The sequence below is a fragment of the Brumicola pallidula DSM 14239 = ACAM 615 genome (genome assembly GCF_000428905.1).
GTDB lineage: Bacteria > Pseudomonadota > Gammaproteobacteria > Enterobacterales > Alteromonadaceae > Glaciecola > Glaciecola pallidula.
Genome location: NZ_AUAV01000011.1, coordinates 59,794 through 76,799, shown reverse-complemented (window position 1 = coordinate 76,799; position 17,006 = coordinate 59,794). Strand labels below are relative to the sequence as shown.

Here is a 17,006-nt window from a genome sequence, read left to right as displayed (position 1 = left end):
TATAAAAAAGCGTCTCAGTTTTTTTTAATGTTTAGGAGCAAATGCAAATTAAAGGCGCTAATAATAAAGCACAGAGCGATAAAGCTCGTATTAATGATGAAATAACAGCCACTGAAATTCGATTGATAGGCAAAGACGGTGAACAAGCAGGAATCGTCTCATTAGCTGAGGCTCAAGGTTTTGCTGATGAAGCAAGCTTGGATCTTGTAGAAATTAGTCCCAATGCAGCCCCACCCGTATGCAAAGTAATGGATTACGGGAAGTTCATATTCGAAAAGAGTAAAGAACAGAAAGAACAGAAGAAGAAACAAAAGCAAATTCAGGTCAAGGAGATTAAATTTCGCCCTGGCACTGATGAAGGCGATTACCAGGTAAAACTGCGCAACCTGCGTCGCTTTTTAGACGGCGGTGATAAAGCCAAGGTAACGATACGCTTTCGCGGTCGTGAAATGGCTCACCAAGAGATCGGCATTGACTTACTAAAACGCGTTAAAACCGATTTAGAAGACATTGCTAATTGCGAATCTTTCCCCCACAGGGTAGAGGGACGTCAAATGATCATGGTGCTTGCCCCACTCAAGAAGTAGTAATGGTCTAAAGTAGGTTAAGCTGCACACTTAATCTCACCTTGCTGCTAAATATGAACCACTAACAGGGTCTGCAACCTAGTTAGACATTTAACAATGCGGAGTTTTAGCAATGCCTAAAATGAAATCCCACAGCGGAGCTGCGAAACGGTTTAAAAAAACTGGTTCTGGTCGCTTTAAAAGTAAACAGTCTCACTTGCGTCACATTTTGACCAAGAAGAGTTCTAAGCGTAAACGTCATCTGCGTGCTAAGAAACTTGTTCACGGTAGTGATCATGCTCTTATACAACGTATGTTGCCATACGTATAAACTTAGAATTAGGAGATTGAACAATGGCTAGAGTAAAACGCGGTGTAGTAGCACGCGCACGTCACAAGAAAGTATTAAAACAGGCTAAAGGTTATTACGGAGCTCGTAGCCGAGTGTATCGCGTTGCGGTACAAGCGGTAACAAAAGCGGGTCAGTATGCATACCGTGACCGTCGTCAAAAGAAACGTCAATTCCGTCAATTATGGATTGCTCGTATAAATGCAGCTTCACGTCAAAACGGACTGTCTTACAGCCGTTTCATCAACGGTTTGAAAAAAGCGTCTGTTGAAATCGATCGTAAGATACTGGCTGACATCGCTGTACACGACAAGGTGGCATTCACTGCACTAGTTGCAGCAGCAAAAGGCGCATTAGCGTAATTCATTAACCAAGCTAACATAGTTAGCGAGTTTAAGTTCTTTTTGAAAAAGCGAGCAGGAAGCTCGCTTTTTTGATCCTGGGTATAAAGAGATTGCGTACACTGAGCAAAAAGACGTTTCTCTTAACGTCACAAGCAATATCAATTAATCCACCATAATCCTTGTTTATCTTGAAAAATCTTGCGTAAATCCGATTAAAAACGTGTAAAATGCGCGGCTTATAGAGTTAGTTTGTAGTTTGCAAAAGCCATAACAAACGCCAACGTTCAAGAAGAGGAAGTCATGGAGCTTGAAGCCATCATAGAAGAAGCGCGTTCAGCGGTTGAAAATGCTAACACCCCAGCTGAATTAGACGCGGTTCGTGTCGCCTATATGGGGAAAAAAGGTAGAATAACCGACCTAATGAAAGGATTGGGTCAGTTATCTAACGAAGAGCGTCCAGCAGCAGGTCAAAAAATTAATCTAGCAAAGCAAGAAGTGCAAGGATTAATAAGTGCGAAGTTAAAAGCACAACAAGAAACTGATTTGAATGAAAAACTTGTCTCAGAATCGATAGACGTTTCGCTTCCCGGTCGTGCACAGCGAGTTGGTAATCTCCATCCAGTTAGTCGAACTATTGCTCGCATTGAATCTTTTTTTGGTGATTTGGGCTTTGAGGTAAAGACCGGCCCAGAAGTTGAGGACGGTTTTCACAACTTTGACGCTTTGAATATTCCTGCAAATCATCCAGCGAGAGCAGACCACGATACTTTCTACTTTAATCCTGATGTGATGCTAAGAACGCAAACATCGGGTGTGCAAATTCGCACCATGGAAGCGCAAAAGCCACCCATAAGAATTATCTCTCCTGGCCGGGTTTATCGGAACGATTATGATCAAACACATACGCCAATGTTTCACCAAGTGGAAGGCTTGATGGTTGACAAAAATGTCAGCTTTGCAGAGTTAAAAGGTATATTACACGACTTTTTAAATCACTTTTTTGAACAAGAAATGACGGTTCGTTTTCGACCTTCTTACTTTCCCTTTACTGAGCCATCAGCAGAAGTTGATGTAATGAGTAAAGACGGTAAATGGTTAGAAGTATTGGGCTGTGGAATGGTTCATCCAAACGTGCTCAAAGCGGTCGATGTTGACCCTGAGCAATACACAGGCTTTGCCTTTGGTATGGGTGTTGAGCGCCTAACCATGTTACGTTATGGCGTTAACGATTTGCGTGCATTCTTCGAAAACGATCTTCGTTTCCTCAAGCAATTTAAGTAAGACAGAGTTTAATAATGAAATTCAGTGAACAGTGGTTAAGAGAGTGGGTTAATCCTGCAATATCAACAAATGAATTGTCAGAGCAATTGAGTATGGCAGGTCTAGAAGTTGACGACATTGCAGCCGTTGCCGAAGAATTTAGCGGGGTTGTAGTTGGCGAAGTGGTTGAATGCGGCCAACATCCAGATGCTGACAAACTGCAAGTGACTAAAATTAATATTGGTGGCGAAGTGCTGCTTGATATCGTTTGTGGCGCTCCTAATTGTCGTTTAGGTATAAAAGTAGCGGTTGCTACCGTTGGCGCAGTGTTGCCCGGTAATTTCAAAATTAAGAAAGCCAAATTACGTGGTCAGCCTTCTTTTGGTATGCTGTGTAGTTTTTCAGAACTAGGTATGGGTGATGATCATAGCGGTATTCTGGAATTGCCAAGCGGCGCGCAAATTGGTGCTGATTTAAGAGATTACCTGCAACTTGATGACAACAGTATTGACGTTGATTTAACTCCTAATCGTGCTGATTGCCTCAGTATCAAGGGCATTGCACGTGAAGTCGGTGTATTAAATCAATTAGACGTTACCGAACCCGACATCCAAGCTGTTGCTGTCACTATTGACGACGCTCGTAATATCTCACTATCAGCACCTGAGGCTTGTCCTCGCTATTTAGGTCGAGTTATCAAAGGTATCGATTTGTCTCGCCCGAGCCCCTTGTGGATGCAAGAACGGTTGCGTCGAAGTGGAACCAGAAGCATCGATGCAGTTGTTGACGTAACTAACTATGTTTTGCTTGAGTTAGGCCATCCAATGCACGCATTCGACAACCACAAGTTATCTGGTGATGTTGTTGTTCGAATGGCACTAGAAGGCGAAAAATTAACGTTGCTCGACGGAAATCAAATGAGTCTAAAAGCAAATACATTAGTGATTGCTGATACCCAAAAAGCATTGGCAATGGCGGGTATATTTGGCGGTTTACATTCCGGTGTAACGGCCGCAACAACAGATATTTTCCTAGAAAGTGCATTCTTTGCCCCTGACGCAATTATGGGCAAAGCGCGTCAATATGGTTTGCATACCGACGCATCTCATCGTTACGAGCGCGGTGTCGACCCATCACTGCAATTTCAGGCAATGGAAAGAGCAACTCAGCTTTTAATAGATGCTGTTGGCGGCAACGCAGGGCCAATTGTTGAAGCTAAAGATGAAGAGTATTTACCAAACCCTCGTTCTATCACATTAAGAGCAGCAAGGCTAAGCCACGTGCTTGGCATCAATATCGCTGCTGACAGAGTTACCGATATCCTCAATAGATTGGGATTGGACGTTACGTCAAAAGAAGGAGCTTGGGAAGTCGTAGCACCGTTATATCGTTTTGATATGAATATTGAAGAAGACTTGATTGAAGAAGTTGCTCGAGTTTACGGTTATAACAATATACCAAATCAAGCGCCCGTTGCTAGTTTGCAAATCCGAGAGAGTAGTGAATCAAAAATTAGTACCTCTCGCTTTAAAGAGGTATTAGTTGACCAAGGTTTCCATGAAGCTATTACTTACTCGTTTGTAGATCCTAAAAAACAATCATTAATGTTCCCAGATGTTGAGGGTTTAGTTTTACCCCATCCTATTTCAGCAGAGATGTCGGTTATGCGCGTCAGTTTATTGCCAGGGCTGTTACTGGCATTGTCATATAACCAAAAGCGTCAACAAAGTAATATCAAACTGTTTGAGACAGGTTTGCGATTCACTCCCGACCCAACTGAGAAGTCAGGTGTACAACAACAAGAAATGATTGCAGGTGTGATGTCGGGCAATGTTGCCAATGAGCATTGGACAATTCCGTCCGTTGCGCTGGATTTCTTTGATATAAAAGCAGTCACTGAAGAATTAATTGGACTCGGCATTGCTGACCAAGATATTGAATTTAGAGCCGAAAGGCACACAACTTTCCATCCAGGACAATGTGCAGGTATCTATATTGGTGACAAATGCATTGGTTTTGTTGGTGCAATTCATCCAAAATTGGAAAAAGGACTAGGTTTAAGCGGTAAGGTCTTTGCTTTTGAGTTGGAATTGGTTAGTATTTCATCAAGAACATTGCCTCGGGTCAAAGCTATTTCTAAATTTCCAGTGAATAGAAGAGATATAGCTGTTACAGTACAAGACAATGTCGATACAGGTAACATATTAAAATGTATCGGGAAACTCGGCGTGACCGATTTAATTGACCTGAACTTATTTGATGTATATAAAGGTAAAGGTATTGAGAGTGGTTTTAAAAGTTTGGCCCTTTCAATTTGGTTGCAAAACTCAGAACGAACATTAGAAGATGCAGATATACAAAAATCTGTCGATATAGTAGTGAAAGCGCTGGAAGTTAACTTTAGTGCATCTTTGAGAGATTAATCGAATGGCATTAACCAAAGCCGAAATGGCTGAACATTTATTTGAAAAGTTGGGTTTAAATAAGAGAGACGCAAAAGACTTGGTCGAAGCGTTTTTTGAAGAAATTAAAGCCTGTCTAGAAGTCGGAGAGCAAGTTAAACTCTCTGGTTTTGGTAATTTTGATCTGCGCACTAAAAATGAGCGCCCTGGTCGAAACCCGAAAACAGGCGAAGATATCCCTATAAAGGCCCGCCGAGTTGTTACTTTTAGGCCGGGTCAAAAATTAAAAAGTCGTGTTGAAAACGTCAAAATTGGTTCCTAAAAGGAGTTTCAACGCCGTTGCTTTTAAGCGAATATATAGGCTAGTTTCGCCTAACATTCTGAAATGCTCGCTTTATGCGAGTTTTTTTATTGGCGTAACAGCATGTCAACCACAACAAAACAGCAATGATCCCAATGTAACAAGTCCCCTGCACACATCCTCTCAACCCGTTGAGAGCTTACCACCGCTGCTTACCTTAGATGAATTACTCAATACAGATGATTTTCAGATGGGAATAAAGCAATCTGTTCTTAACGATGACCAAGCGTCACTCAGAGACTGGCAGCAACAATTACTGGCAGTAGCGAAGGAAGTGCGTTTATCTGAGCGCGATCTAGCTCGAATAAGCGGAGAGCAGGGTTTAGTCTTTATAGAATTTGAAGCTAAAAAACAGCTGTTTCATGATGAATTTATAGAACAATTTATGAATTTTGAAAACATAGACGACCTCATACAGAAATATCCCTACTTAAGTGGTCTACATCAAAGAGCATTGTCACTTCTTAATGCACGTGATACTGCCATACAACGAGCTGCAAAATTATTATCCGATGATGGCCTCCAAGGTGTTGATTATACCCAAGAGGCGAGGGCGCAATGGAAAGCCTACATGATTAACAGTGGTAAACTTGAAGAGCTAAAAAACTAAAAAGACAATTAGTTTGTGCTATGTATTTTCGGTGAGATGATAATTGTATGTTTACTCTTACCTGGCAGTAACGGTGTGTTCTGGGCTTGTGCATATGCCATAAAGCCAGCATTGTAAAACGTCGATAGTGGATGTCCAGACTGTCCACCGGGCACTGTTAATATTCCTTTATCCTCATTTCCTGGACGCACAATTAATCGTTGCGAGGCACCAAACTTTGGCAACTGCACCGCCGGCATATAACTATCACCAAAACCATCAACTTCGGGCATGTTGAGCAAACCTGCTAACGGGCCCAACTGACTAGCAAACGGATGTTGTACTTTTAGCTTATTCACGTTACCCCATTCCAGCCCTTCGAGGGTGTCAGGGTTGGCGTCATACTGCTTGACTAATTCTGCTTTTGTACTTTCATAGCTCGCAAATAGAAAATCGTTGTATGAGGTAAACTCATTTGGTAACCATCCCATTGCCTCGTTATCTAATAACTGCCAAATAGCCGGTTCAATACTTCGTAATGCGGTTTTCAACGCTAGGTCAGTGTCTTTGATCCCGTCATAGATAGGACCTAACAAAGAATTAATAACGGTTGAACGGTAACGGCGAGCCAAAGTGTAACCAATCGACTCGGTGCATGCGCAGTTTTTCCATTGTACTAATATTTCAATATCTTTGGCGTATAAGTCGGGCTTCGCGCTCAGGATATCAATGAGTTTGGCATGCCATGGCATAATAAAACGCGCTTCATTGTCCATTTGTATTGAGTAGAAATCCTGTTCGTTAAAGCTTTTTTTCTCAAACAAACGATCTCTAATTTGTAATCCTCTAGCGCCAACGGCATAACCTCCATCACCATATCTAGGGTAGTCATCCGCAGAAATAACCCGTGCATTTGCTGTCCACAAACGTCCATGGCTCGGATTAATATGGCTCGGTAGGTTTGGTTCTTGCTGTAACCAAAGGTCAGAATAGTGTTCTTCATCTATAGCAGATAGGGTTGGTGTCTTGCGTGCTGTAACTGCTCCAATTGGACGCCAGCCAGCGTTTCCTTGTGCATCTGCAAGCATCAAGTTTTGTACCGGAATGCGAACTTTTTCTGCAATCGCAAATGCTTCCTCTAAGTTTTGAGCTTCAGCCATTTCCATTATTGACATATTCACAGCATAGTCTTGATGAGCCACCCATGCCAACGCATAACGTTTACCATTTATGGTTCTTACAGGTCCATATTTGCTCATTTCTATGTCGAGTACTCGTTCTCCATCTTTTAGCTTTATTACTTCGGTAACCATCTTAGTTTTGGTGTCATCGTTAAGCTTAATCCAATCAACATTATCTAGGTTCGCGTTGGTAAATCCCCACGCAACATGGCCATTAGAGCCAACAATAATGATTGGTGTACCCGGCAAGGAGACACCCGTAATTGTTGTTCTATTTCCACTTGAAGTATAATTCAACTGCGCCCGATACCATATAGGCGGCACTCGTAAGCCTAAATGCATATCGTCGCTAACCATTGCACTCGTAGAGTCAGTTAGGGCTCCAATGACAGCCCAATTATTACTGCCAATATCCAAAGGTTCAGCAATACTATTAAATGACAGCAACCCAGTTTTTATGTCGGTGTTATTCGGGCGTTTAGCTGATTCAATATTCAGACTAGGAATGTCGGCTCTGGGACCACCGATAATGCTGCCATCTAACGCGGCCTGATAAGGGCTTTGCATATTGAAAAAATCCAGCAAAGCATAACCAAATTTATCGACGAGGACGGTGTTTACTAAATCTCTTTCTACTTGACCACCTTGTAGGTCGAGATACATACTGTAGCTGACTAGCAGGCTATCCTCAGGAAGCCATTGTGTAAACGTGGTGCTGGTCAGTAAATATTCAAACGGTTTTGCGGTATATTCGCTGGCTGCTAAATTGACGCCTTTTGCATAATTTTCAAGTAAGCGTTGTTGTCCTTCGGGTAGATTGTTGACCGCTTTGTTGGCACGTTGGCGGAATTGGTGGAAGCGTGCTTTTTTGTCCACATTAATTGCTATGTCGCCTACAATTTCAGATAGTTCGCCAGCGGCACTGCGGCGCAGTAAATCCATTTGGAATAAGCGATCTTGTCCGTGTGCATAGCCTAAAGCGAAAACCGCATCAGAATGTGACTGAGCACTAATTTTTGCGACACCAATGTTGTCTCTTTCGATAGTCGTGTTAGCCATAACCAATTGCGTCGAAAATTTATTATCCAGCGAGGGTAAGCTTGCGCGTAAAACAAAATAGACGACGATGAAAATAAGTATGACGAGAGACAATATAGTAAAGAGTAGGGGTTTGATTAACTTCATTTGTTTTTCTTTTTACATTTAACCTTTATTATGGCTAAGGCTAAGTCAAACCTACTTAGCTTACAAGTATTATCCCTAACGTGTTTTTTAAAACATAATGGAAATAGTTAAAAAGGAACACTATGTCACCTGTCATTCTTGATGTGCAAAGCTTTGAACTTAGCCCAGTTGAAAGAGAAATGTTACAACACCCTTTGTGTGGTGGTTTGATATTATTTAGCCGTAACTATGCTGAAAAAGCACAATTGTCGGCGTTGATAAAAGACATTAGGCGCTCTGTAAAAAAGCCGTTTTTAATTTCTGTTGATCATGAAGGTGGCAGAGTACAGCGTTTTAGAGAGGGCTTTACACAAATTCCTGCAATGGCAAATATTGAAAATCTTGAAGTGTCACAAAAAGTGCAACTAGAGTTAGCTCAAGCCATGGGATTTTGCATGGCTTATGAATTACTTCAATTGGATATTGATATTAGTTTTGCACCGGTTCTTGACCTTAATGGGGTTAGTGAGGTGATTGGTAGTCGGGCATTTTCATCTGAGCCTGATCAAGTCATTCGCTTAAGTGGTGCATATATTGACGGTATGCATAAAGCCGGAATGAAAAGCACCGGTAAACATTTCCCCGGTCATGGCTCAGTCACTGAAGATAGTCACACTGCTATGCCTGTTGATCAACGTAGTTTTGAAGAAATACAAGAGCAAGATATGCGGGTATTTCAACAGCTCATTGCGGCCAAAAAGATAGATGCAGTAATGCCCGCACATGTAATATATCCGAGTGTAGACAGCAAACCCGCAGGCTTTTCGGCAATTTGGATAAAGCAAATTTTGCGCAAGCAATTTGGCTTTGAAGGTGTCGTATTTTCAGATGATTTAACCATGCAAGCAGCAAGCGTTGCCGGCAGTGTGACCGATCGCGCAGAGCATGCTATAGAGGCTGGTTGCGATATGGTATTGGTATGTAACTCACCCTCACAGGCTGAAAAAGTGTTGGATGGGCTGAGTCAAAAAAAGGTTTATAGTCAACGGTGGCTTAATTTACTTCACAAGGAGCAGTGTAAAGAAGTACCTGTTAAACCAGAAACACAAGCTACCTACCTTGAAAGTGTCAGGCTAATCAATTTGGCCAATGAGCAGTGATTTTAAGAACAGAATGCAGTTAAATTAAAGGCTTGAGTGGTCTTTTTGGTCTTACAACTGGGCTCTATAAAACTTATCCTAGAGGAGTAACAAGCCCTGCTGATGAGACTGCAGCAGGCATAAATATTATCTACACTTCAATATCTGCAATTTGAGCTTTGAAGTTAAACGCGCGAGCAGCAACAAAAAAGTAATCGGATAGGCGGTTCAAATATTGGATGCAAATAGTTGGTACATTTCGCTGTTGCGATACAGTAACTACAGCTCTTTCTGCTCTTCTGGCAACGGTTCTGCATATATGAGCCTGAGCAGCTAATTGACTGCCGCCGGGCAAAATAAACTTAGTTTGTGGCGGTAATTCGAGTTGCAGTTTATCGATCGCTTCCTCTAGTACCTGCGTTGCATTCTCATCAATTTGTGGCTTATCAGAAATAGCAAAACCAATGCTGAATAGGGTTTTTTGAATGTCGAACATAAAAGACGCACTAAGACTAGTTTCGTCATTGCTACTATTGCTTGCGTCTACACTACCTAGTAATGCACTGAGTAAACCAATATGACTGTTTAATTCATCTATTGAGCCATAACATTCTAAAATGGCATCGTTTTTATCCAAACGTAGCACTTCCGATGTATAAACCTGCGTTGTTCCCTTGTCACCCGTTTTAGTATATATTTTCATTGTCTTCTTCTTTAGGCTTTTCATAGCGTTGTAGTCTGATAATGAGTCCCATTTTGGGATGATCAAAATAGTGAATTTGTTTGCTTATCACACGTCTACGTTGCTTAAACGGGTATTGTTCAATTGTAGCTTCGCCAAAACTATTAAGTTGAAATTCATGAAATTCAAATTCGGATTCAATATGTAAGTATGGAACTCTATTTATGTACTTCAAATACACTTTTACTTTGCCGTCGAGTTCCCATACATCATCAATTGAGCTTGTTTTAACCGAGTCATCGGCCTGAACGCTGGCTCTGCTTTCCCAATTGACAGCTTTGGCTTCGCTTAATTGCTGCTTTAATTCGGCAAAAAATGTTTCTGAATTTTGGTCAATAATGCTTTTTAATTCGGGGTCATATTGTTGCTTTAATGTTTCATAAGATGGCGCTGATCTCTCTGGTAGCGTTAACTTATCACCAGAGAATACGCGATAAAATGAAGCATTCTCTTCTCCAAAGAAAACGGGTTGGCGCCAAGCCATGTGGCTCAACGCACTAATATCCCGTTGAGCAAATAATTTTTTTGCATAATCGACAAGTGAGAGTTGATTATCATCTAACAAACGCGCGTTATTAGTAACGCTAATAGGGGGTTGTTGCAAGTAAACCGAGACTTTGTTGACACTGTTAATACGTAGCAGTGAACTCGCTATTTCTTGTTTTCGAACACCACAATCCTCTGAGTCCAACAACATACTAAAGCGTGCTTCGCTGGTCAATATTGGAGCAAGCAGCTTGTACTTATTAAGTGCGTCATCTTGAATCGTTTTGTTACTGCTGACGGCTCCACTGCTGACGGCTCCACTGCTGATGGCTCCAATGCTGATGGCTCCGACGCTCTTATCGATATCAACTGCACTGATGCTGTTGCTCAACAGAGGCAGATTGGACTGATACAAGCTTGAATTAAGTGAGCACTCATAAAGCATGCGTTGTAAATCAATTAGGGGGTTTGCTTTGCGGTACAGCAGGAGGCTAATCAGGTCCGTTGCCTTTGCTGTTGATATTTCATGGTTTATATAACTAAAATCTTCTTCGAGTGCGGCAGTTGAAGTATTCCGTTTGAATGCAATAATTTCAACGTCAAACCACCAGTCTTCCTCATCCTGGGACATCACCTGCATTGGTGCTGCTAGCAATACCAATGCAGCGCCAGTGACCACCTTGCGCCTTGCATCTGCAACGCAATTAATGAACAGCTTGAGAAGTGAAGCACTAGCTTGCATGGCATTCCTTTAAAAATTTATCGAGTAACTCCCTTACATGATCCAATTTTTGCGGCGCACTGTCGAGCTTTTTCATGAATCTTAGTTTTTGAGGACCTTCAAACTTATACTGACTCGGATACTTTTGAATAAGCTGAATTAAGAAACTAGCATCTATGGTTGTGGTTTGGTCAAAATCTATGAGACCACCGCTTTGTGTGGTTTCAATTTTTCGAATACCTATTTTTTGTGCTGTTAGCTTTAGACCTGATTGCTTAACTAAGTTCTTAGCGCTATCGGGTAATAAACCAAAGCGGTCGATTAATTCAATCTGATATTCGTCAATTTCATTTTGATTTTTACAACCAGCTAATTTTTTGTAAAGTGATAATCGTGTATTTACGTCACCAATATAATTTTCAGGAAGCAGTGCCGGTATGCGCAAATCAACTTCAGTTTGGCCGGCAAGTACATCGTCAAGTGACGGCTCTCTGCCTTCTTTGAGTGCCTCAACAGCCTGTTCTAACATTTCCATATAAAGGCTAAAACCGATCGTATTAATTTGTCCAGATTGATCGTCTCCCAGCAACTCACCGGCACCGCGGATCTCTAAATCGTGTGTTGCTAACGCGAATCCTGCGCCTAAGTCCTCAAGCGAAGCGATTGCTTCGAGGCGCTTTGCCGCGTCCTTGGTCATTCGTTTGGGATGAGGTGTTAATAAATAGGCATAAGCTTGGTGATGAGAACGACCCACACGCCCTCGCAGTTGATGCAGTTGTGCCAAACCTAAATGGTCAGCTCTATCCATAATGATAGTGTTTGCTGTGGGTACATCAATTCCTGTTTCAACAATAGTAGTGCACACCAATACATTATAGCGTTGGTGATAGAAATCGTTCATCACATTTTCTAGTTCACGCTCACGCATCTGACCATGCCCAATTGCGATTCTCGCTTCAGGAATGATTTCTTCAATTTCTCGCGCGGTTTGTTCAATCGTCTTGACTTCATTGTGTAAAAAGTAGACTTGGCCACCACGCAATATCTCACGCATAATTGCTTCACGAATAATGTCTGTATGGCGTACTTGAACAAACGTTTTTATCGCCAGTCTTTTTGCGGGCGGCGTAGCAATAATGGATAAATCACGCATACCACTCAAGGCCATATTCAAGGTTCGAGGAATAGGCGTAGCGGTGAGAGTTAGTATGTCAACGTCGGAGCGCAATGCTTTGAATTTTTCTTTCTGGCGGACGCCAAAGCGATGCTCTTCGTCAATAATAACCAGCCCCAAATCCTTAAATTTCACATCATTTTGCAGTAGTTTGTGTGTGCCAATAACAATGTCGCCTTGACCACTGGCAAGGTCATCAATCACAATTTTTTGTTCTTTTGCACTGCCAAATCGAGAAATAACTTCGATTTTAAACGGCCATTGTGCAAAGCGGTCTTTGAAGTTTTCATAATGCTGTTGCGCTAAAAGCGTAGTAGGCACCAAAATGGCAACTTGTTTGCCGCTTGATGCGGCGATAAATGCAGCACGCATGGCAACTTCGGTTTTACCAAAACCAACATCACCGCATATCAGTCTGTCCATCGCATTGGGGCTTCCCATATCTTGCAGAACGGCGTTAATAGCAGTGTGTTGGTCAATTGTTTCTTCAAATGGAAAGCTTTCTTCAAAGGTTTTATATTCGCCCCAATCGATTGGGTACGCATAACCGGGTTTCGCTGCTCGTTGTGCATAAACATCCAGTAACTGGGCTGCAACATCTCTGACTTTCTCAGCGGCTTTGCGTTTAGCTTTGGTCCAGGTGTCATTGCCTAAATTATGCAACGGCGCATGGTCGGCATCACCACCACTAAAGCGGCTAATCAGATGTAAACTTGATACAGGTACATACAATTTGGCTTGTTTAGCATATCCAATAGATAGATACTCAGTAGCTACGCCGCCTGCATCCAATGTTTTTAAGCCAAGAAAACGACCAACACCGTGGTTAATATGGACCACCGGTTGGCCTTCAGTTAACTCAGCAAGATTCCTAACAATTGCACTTTCATCGGTTGCTTTGCGTTTGTCTTTTAATTTTCTTTTACTAACCTTGTGGCCGAGTAATTGTGTTTCAGTGACGAATAAAAACGCTTTTTTTTTGTCAGTAAATTCAAAACTGTTTTCGACCATACCCACACAAATGAAAACAGAATGTGTCGATTCATTTAACGCAGCATCAAAAGTAGGACTGTTAACTGGAAATATTTTGGCTTTATGTAATACATCAATTAAGTTTTCTTTGCGGCCCTGTGACTCAGCACAAAAAATAACTTTTTTGCCTTTTTCTTTGGCTTTTTTAACTTCAGCCTGTATTGCTTGGTAAGGATTGGTTGCGGTTAAATCAATACCAATACCTTCAATTAGACGACAATCAAAATTATGTCTACCCGCTTTTTTGGGTAATGAGTCACTTATTAATTGTGCACTCGGCCATTGTTTGAGTCTGGTCAGTAATTCATTCGTATCAAGATATAAATCAATGGGAGATAACAATGGTCTTGCTAAATTATAGCGGTACTGCTCATAACGTTGTAATAAATCTTTGGTGAATCGTTCGGATGCTTTAGTCAAGTCGCCGTAATAAAGCATTAGCGCATCGTCATTTAGATAATCAAATAAGGTCGATGTGGTTTCAAAAAATAGGGGTAAATAGTATTCTATACCGCTGGGCATCGTGCCTTTGCTTACTTGGTAGAAAATAGACTCTTTATCAGCGGTATTGCTGCGCTCAAATTTATCGAGGTAGCGTTCTCTAAACCCGGTTATGGCTTCTTTATCTGTTGGGAATTCTCTAGCAGGCAGTAAACGTATTTCTTTAGTTTGTTCTAATCCTCGTTGCGTTTCTGGATCAAAATACCGAATTGAATCTATTTCATCATCAAATAAGTCAATCCGGAAAGGTTGCTCGCTGCCCATAGGGAACAAATCAATAATACTGCCACGCACTGAAAATTCGCTGTGTGTCATTACTTGACTAACATGCAAGTAACCTGATTTCTCAAGTTTGCGTTTAAATTCATCGGTATTGATTGTTTCACCAACTTTCAAATACATCAGATGTTGGCCGACATAATCAACGGGCGCTAAGCGCTGTAGAAGAGTGTTGATTGGCACAATAAAGATGCCGGGTTGTTTTTTACTGAGTAAGTAAAGCGTTTCTAAGCGTTGTGAAACAATATCTTGATGAGGTGAGAAACCATCATAGGGAAGTGTTTCCCAATCAGGAAAAAGTTGCACGTGAACATTTTTACTACGAAGAAAAAAAGCGAGTTCTTTCTCAAGCTTAATTGCACTAGGACTATCCTCTATTAACACTAATAGTGGCCCATTGTGTTGTTCCGCCGCATTAGCGATGCTAAGCGCTTGGCTGGCACCTTTTAATTCACCCCAGTGAATATGGTCAATAACATTTGAGTTATTTAGTGATTTCGCCTTTGGTAAAGGCACAGAAAATAGATTCGACATGCGGCTTAATTGTTTCTCTATGGTTGTTTAACGATTACGTAATTGACTGGTTTGCAAATGAAGGCTGGCCCTAACAAGCAGCTCTTGGTCCTGATCGCGAATGTGCGTATAAACGTAACTAACGTGATAAAGATCATCGACAACGTCAACCTCAATCACTTCGGCTAAACAATAAATAGCGGCAGCTTCCTTCTCTAAAAATACTTTAACTTCTACTAAAACCCCGATTTCCATGCAAGAGGTCTGACTCACAATGATACCACCACCGCCAAATTTGACTGCTTCAGCCCGCTTATTTTGATCATCTTGCTGGATCAGAATATAAGACATCATAAGATCAATTTTGCGTGCTTGCAGTTGCAGATAGTTAACTAAGCCTTCAAGCTTTTCACCCATTGAACGCAATGGTTTTAGGGCTTGCGATTCAATTTCCGACAACTCGGAAGCAATTTTGAAAGCATAAGGCATATTACTTTCAAACTCCTCCATTGACTGGGTTGCTTGCTCTGCGTCAACCACACTTATATTAACTTTGGTTGGGTGATTGATTAAAAAGAATGATTCAAATCTCTTTTTTTTCTCTTCTAATGAGTTCAAATGCAATGTCCTATGCAAAAATTACGTTAACGTGGTGCTATATTCTGAGCTGTTAATCTTTTAATATAAATTGTTACTATCTAACATCAGATGTTTATAATAACAATGTCGATTAGCATTATTTGCTGCTGCAGTCAGACAGCGCGTTAATTCGATTCGCTTTGCCTGAAATAAGTTTAGGAATACGACAACGCTAGCAATGCTGCTAATCTACCAAAAAACGACTCAGGTTTCACTCTGGTTTGCGATCCTTTGTCTTTATATTAATTAAAAAAACGCTGAGCGGCGTTTAATACTCGCCCAGTGATTTACAACAAGGTCCAAAAACTAAGCTTATGCGGTTCTCCTTACTCCCGTCATTGCCGATATCAGCCTTTATTGGTTTACGATATTCGAAAACGTCCAATAAACGCAGCTTTGTTTCCTTCATCAACTTGTTTTCAGTTGTCGGGATTGCACTTGGTATTGCTTCATTAATTACCGTACTTTCGGTTATGAATGGTTTAGAAGGGCAACTTAAACAGAAAATATTAGGCATTTTACCGCACATAGTGGTGGACAACAGAGGGCCTATATTATTGTCGCCAGCGTTGCAAAACCAAGTTTTGGCCAGCACTGACTTTGTGGAGCAAGAAGTCGTTGTGCAATCTAGTACGTTAATCAAAGGGCTGTTTTTGCAAGGTATCGATACCTCCGCAGAAAAACGCCATTCTATTATTGCCAAAAATATCATTGCTGGTGAATGGGATTCCTTGCAACCTGGCAGCTTTAATGTGCTTATTAGTCAGTCGTTAGCTAGTCAATTGCGGGTTTCTATTGGTCAGCGATTGCGTGTTATTAGCCCTTCGGCTAGTACTTATACTCCGTTAGGGCGAATGCCTAGTCAACGTTTAGTGACGGTTGCTGGTTTGTTTCAATTAGATTCAGAAGCCGATGAGAAAGTAATGCTAATGAATATAAACGATGTTGCTAAGCTATCGCGCAAGCGAGATTTAGCTTTTGCAGGAACGCGTTTATATTTGAATGATGCATTCCAATATCAAGGCATTGTTGATGAACTTGATAAACAGGGACTCGGATACACTACTTGGCGTGAAAGACAAGGGCCGCTTTTTGATGCAGTCGGTATGGAGAAAAACATGATGTCGTTGATGTTATTTCTGATTATTGCAGTCGCTGCATTCAATATCGTCTCTGCGTTAGTGATGGTTGTGACCGAAAAAACCAGTGATATAGCAATACTTCAAACCCAAGGTTTAGTGCCAAGGGACGTGATGCTCATCTTTGTTCTTAACGGTATTTTTAATGGTATTAAAGGTGTCATATCGGGTGTCGTTATTGGTCTGTTATTGGTGTACTTCTTAAATGATATTTTAACGCTACTTGGTTCTGGCTTAGCTTTTGGTCCCAATGGATCTGGTTTGCCTATTGAAATGAAATTTTCAGAAATTGTCATTATATCTGCGGTTTCATTGGGTCTTTGTATACTTGCTACTCTATATCCAGCTTACAAGGCCGCATCTATTCAACCTGCAAATAGCTTACAAACGCAATAGACGTTATAATTAACATTAATCTGTGATGG

General features: G+C 41.3%; 14 protein-coding genes. 9 read left to right on the top strand and 5 right to left on the bottom strand.

Annotated elements, in window-relative coordinates:
• Nucleotides 1-41: 41 nt before the first annotated feature.
• The 7 genes from infC to G399_RS0103085 all read left to right on the top strand — a co-directional run bounded on the left by infC (nt 42) and on the right by G399_RS0103085 (nt 5,892).
• Complete coding sequence (gene infC, locus G399_RS0103110) at nt 42-587, top strand: translation initiation factor IF-3 (protein WP_006012477.1); 546 nt, start codon at nt 42-44, stop codon at nt 585-587.
• A 112-nt stretch (nt 588-699) separates the two neighbouring features.
• Complete coding sequence (gene rpmI / locus G399_RS21455) at nt 700-897, top strand: 50S ribosomal protein L35 (protein ID WP_081585818.1); 198 nt, start codon at nt 700-702, stop codon at nt 895-897.
• Between the two features lie 23 nt (nt 898-920).
• Nucleotides 921-1,277, top strand: coding sequence for a 50S ribosomal protein L20 (gene rplT, locus G399_RS0103105; protein WP_006012480.1), 357 nt, complete (start codon nt 921-923; stop codon nt 1,275-1,277).
• Nucleotides 1,278-1,559: 282 nt separating this feature from the next.
• The gene (gene pheS, locus G399_RS0103100; RefSeq protein ID WP_006012483.1) at nt 1,560-2,540 is read left to right on the top strand and encodes a phenylalanine--tRNA ligase subunit alpha; all 981 of its coding nucleotides are present in this window, start codon (nt 1,560-1,562) and stop codon (nt 2,538-2,540) included.
• A 14-nt stretch (nt 2,541-2,554) separates the two neighbouring features.
• Nucleotides 2,555-4,942 carry a phenylalanine--tRNA ligase subunit beta gene (gene pheT, locus G399_RS0103095; RefSeq protein ID WP_006012486.1) on the top strand — a complete coding sequence of 796 codons (2,388 nt, stop codon included), beginning with the start codon at nt 2,555-2,557 and terminating at the stop codon, nt 4,940-4,942.
• Between the two features lie 4 nt (nt 4,943-4,946).
• Complete coding sequence (locus G399_RS0103090; protein ID WP_006012487.1) at nt 4,947-5,243, top strand: integration host factor subunit alpha; 297 nt, start codon at nt 4,947-4,949, stop codon at nt 5,241-5,243.
• Entirely contained in the window at nt 5,218-5,892 is a 675-nt protein-coding gene (locus G399_RS0103085) for a hypothetical protein (protein WP_226988980.1), read from the top strand. Before G399_RS0103090 ends, G399_RS0103085 begins: the two co-directional genes overlap by 26 nt.
• Before the next feature lie 8 nt (nt 5,893-5,900).
• Here G399_RS0103085 and G399_RS0103080 read toward each other — a convergent pair whose 3' ends face one another.
• The gene (locus tag G399_RS0103080; protein WP_006012493.1) at nt 5,901-8,237 is read right to left on the bottom strand and encodes a penicillin acylase family protein; all 2,337 of its coding nucleotides are present in this window, start codon (nt 8,235-8,237) and stop codon (nt 5,901-5,903) included.
• Between the two features lie 122 nt (nt 8,238-8,359).
• Here G399_RS0103080 and nagZ point away from each other — a divergent pair, with 122 nt between their 5' ends.
• Entirely contained in the window at nt 8,360-9,376 is a 1,017-nt protein-coding gene (gene nagZ, locus G399_RS0103075; protein ID WP_006012496.1) for a beta-N-acetylhexosaminidase, read from the top strand.
• 130 nt (nt 9,377-9,506) lie between these two features.
• On the opposite strand, the gene G399_RS0103070 is transcribed toward nagZ, so the two are convergent.
• Genes G399_RS0103070 through G399_RS0103055 form a run of 4 tightly spaced genes read right to left on the bottom strand, consistent with a single transcriptional unit; the run spans nt 9,507 to nt 15,421 of the window.
• On the bottom strand, nt 9,507-10,058 hold the full coding sequence (locus tag G399_RS0103070) for a cob(I)yrinic acid a,c-diamide adenosyltransferase (protein ID WP_006012499.1): 552 nt from the start codon (nt 10,056-10,058) through the stop codon (nt 9,507-9,509).
• Nucleotides 10,042-11,325, bottom strand: coding sequence for a CsiV family protein (locus tag G399_RS0103065; RefSeq protein ID WP_006012502.1), 1,284 nt, complete (start codon nt 11,323-11,325; stop codon nt 10,042-10,044). The genes G399_RS0103070 and G399_RS0103065 overlap by 17 nt, the downstream gene beginning before the upstream one ends.
• On the bottom strand, nt 11,315-14,824 hold the full coding sequence (gene mfd, locus G399_RS0103060) for a transcription-repair coupling factor (protein WP_006012505.1): 3,510 nt from the start codon (nt 14,822-14,824) through the stop codon (nt 11,315-11,317). The genes G399_RS0103065 and mfd overlap by 11 nt, the downstream gene beginning before the upstream one ends.
• 27 nt (nt 14,825-14,851) lie before the next feature.
• Nucleotides 14,852-15,421, bottom strand: coding sequence for a PilZ domain-containing protein (locus tag G399_RS0103055; RefSeq protein ID WP_006012508.1), 570 nt, complete (start codon nt 15,419-15,421; stop codon nt 14,852-14,854).
• Nucleotides 15,422-15,756: 335 nt separating this feature from the next.
• Here G399_RS0103055 and G399_RS0103050 point away from each other — a divergent pair, with 335 nt between their 5' ends.
• Nucleotides 15,757-16,977 (top strand): lipoprotein-releasing ABC transporter permease subunit, encoded by a 1,221-nt coding sequence (locus G399_RS0103050; protein ID WP_026843398.1) that lies wholly within the window; start codon nt 15,757-15,759, stop codon nt 16,975-16,977.
• Nucleotides 16,978-17,006: the final 29 nt, after the last annotated feature.

Excerpts from the sequence above, each read along its gene's own strand:
- G399_RS0103070 (WP_006012499.1), bottom strand. The coding sequence starts at position 10,058 with ATGAAAATATATACTAAAACGGGTGACAAGGGAACAACGCAGGTTTAT.
- G399_RS0103080 (WP_006012493.1), bottom strand. The coding sequence starts at position 8,237 with ATGAAGTTAATCAAACCCCTACTCTTTACTATATTGTCTCTCGTCATA.
- nagZ (WP_006012496.1), top strand. The coding sequence starts at position 8,360 with ATGTCACCTGTCATTCTTGATGTGCAAAGCTTTGAACTTAGCCCAGTT.
- G399_RS0103050 (WP_026843398.1), top strand. The coding sequence starts at position 15,757 with ATGCGGTTCTCCTTACTCCCGTCATTGCCGATATCAGCCTTTATTGGT.
- rplT (WP_006012480.1), top strand. The coding sequence starts at position 921 with ATGGCTAGAGTAAAACGCGGTGTAGTAGCACGCGCACGTCACAAGAAA.
- G399_RS0103090 (WP_006012487.1), top strand. The coding sequence starts at position 4,947 with ATGGCATTAACCAAAGCCGAAATGGCTGAACATTTATTTGAAAAGTTG.
- infC (WP_006012477.1), top strand. The coding sequence starts at position 42 with ATGCAAATTAAAGGCGCTAATAATAAAGCACAGAGCGATAAAGCTCGT.
- pheS (WP_006012483.1), top strand. The coding sequence starts at position 1,560 with ATGGAGCTTGAAGCCATCATAGAAGAAGCGCGTTCAGCGGTTGAAAAT.
- pheT (WP_006012486.1), top strand. The coding sequence starts at position 2,555 with ATGAAATTCAGTGAACAGTGGTTAAGAGAGTGGGTTAATCCTGCAATA.
- G399_RS0103065 (WP_006012502.1), bottom strand. The coding sequence starts at position 11,325 with ATGCAAGCTAGTGCTTCACTTCTCAAGCTGTTCATTAATTGCGTTGCA.
- rpmI (WP_081585818.1), top strand. The coding sequence starts at position 700 with ATGCCTAAAATGAAATCCCACAGCGGAGCTGCGAAACGGTTTAAAAAA.
- mfd (WP_006012505.1), bottom strand. The coding sequence starts at position 14,824 with ATGTCGAATCTATTTTCTGTGCCTTTACCAAAGGCGAAATCACTAAAT.